The organism is Shewanella sp. AS16 (genome assembly GCF_021412365.1).
In the GTDB taxonomy this organism is placed as follows: domain Bacteria; phylum Pseudomonadota; class Gammaproteobacteria; order Enterobacterales; family Shewanellaceae; genus Shewanella; species Shewanella salipaludis.
In genome coordinates this window covers 1-296 of sequence record NZ_JAKCLK010000222.1, presented here as the reverse complement: position 1 = coordinate 296, position 296 = coordinate 1, and the positions used below count along the sequence as shown (strand labels likewise).

Below are 296 nucleotides of genomic sequence, written 5' to 3'. Positions count from 1 at the left end.
GTCCGCAGTGGCTGCACGATTTTGTGCTGCGCGACCGCTGGGTGCTGGCCGTTGCCGGTACACACGGCAAAACCACCACGGCGGGAATGGCGACCTGGATTCTGGAACAATGCGGTTACAAACCGGGATTTGTGATCGGCGGTGTGCCGGGGAACTTTGAGGTTTCGGCGCGTCTGGGCGAAAGCGACTTCTTTGTTATCGAAGCGGATGAGTACGACTGCGCCTTCTTCGACAAACGCTCTAAATTTGTCCATTACTGCCCGCGTACGCTGATCCTCAACAACCTTGAGTTCGAT

The 296-nt window shown here is 56.4% G+C and carries 1 pseudogene; it reads left to right on the top strand.

Going from position 1 to position 296, the window contains the following annotated elements:
• Positions 1 to 296: pseudogene (locus tag LZP73_RS20095) on the top strand (Mur ligase family protein); the annotation flags it as partial.